The organism is Peribacillus sp. SIMBA_075 (assembly GCF_046534585.1).
Genome location: NZ_JAWRYN010000104.1, coordinates 1 through 585, shown reverse-complemented (window position 1 = coordinate 585; position 585 = coordinate 1). Strand labels below are relative to the sequence as shown.

General features: G+C 56.8%; 1 protein-coding gene. It reads left to right on the top strand.

Translation table 11 applies throughout. The features are described 5' to 3' along the window. Positions 1-335 precede the first annotated feature (335 nt). Positions 336-585: MobC family plasmid mobilization relaxosome protein (locus SB775_RS27340; RefSeq protein WP_410864272.1), on the top strand; the 250-nt coding region annotated here is incomplete at its 3' end.

Sequence of the window (585 nt, the reverse complement as noted above, 5' to 3'; positions counted from 1 at the left end):
CATAGATATACTGAGGCCGAGCTGAAACAATCGATCGATGAAATGATCAGTCTTCTTTGATGCGCCACTTGGCACTAAACAAGCCTATATCAGATAACAGCCCCCATTGAAGAGGGCTTTTTTTATGCAGCCAATATAGAATCTGACATACTGCACTGTACTTTAAGCCAGTATACACTCCGCTAGCGCTACGTGACTGGTTCAGGGCTGCGCCCCGAAACCCGCTAAAACCACTGCCGCGCCTGCGGCTTGCCCAACACCGCGCCGACCAGGAAAGAATTTCCCGTCCGTCCCGGCGTTATCAGGAGGCCGGATTGGCAGACAAACGCAGCAAAATGCTCACTATGTGGGTAACGGAAGATGAGCACCGCCGTCTGCTGGAACGCTGCGACGGTAAACAGCTCGCGGCCTGGATGCGGCAGACGTGTCTGGACGAGAAGCCCGCCCGCGCCGGCAAACTTCCTTCGATCTCGCCGGCACTGCTTCGTCAGCTCGCCGGCATGGGTAACAACCTTGACCAGATTGCCCGACAGGTTAACGCCGGTGGCGGTACCGGGCACGATCGCGTTCAGGTTGTCGCCGCGC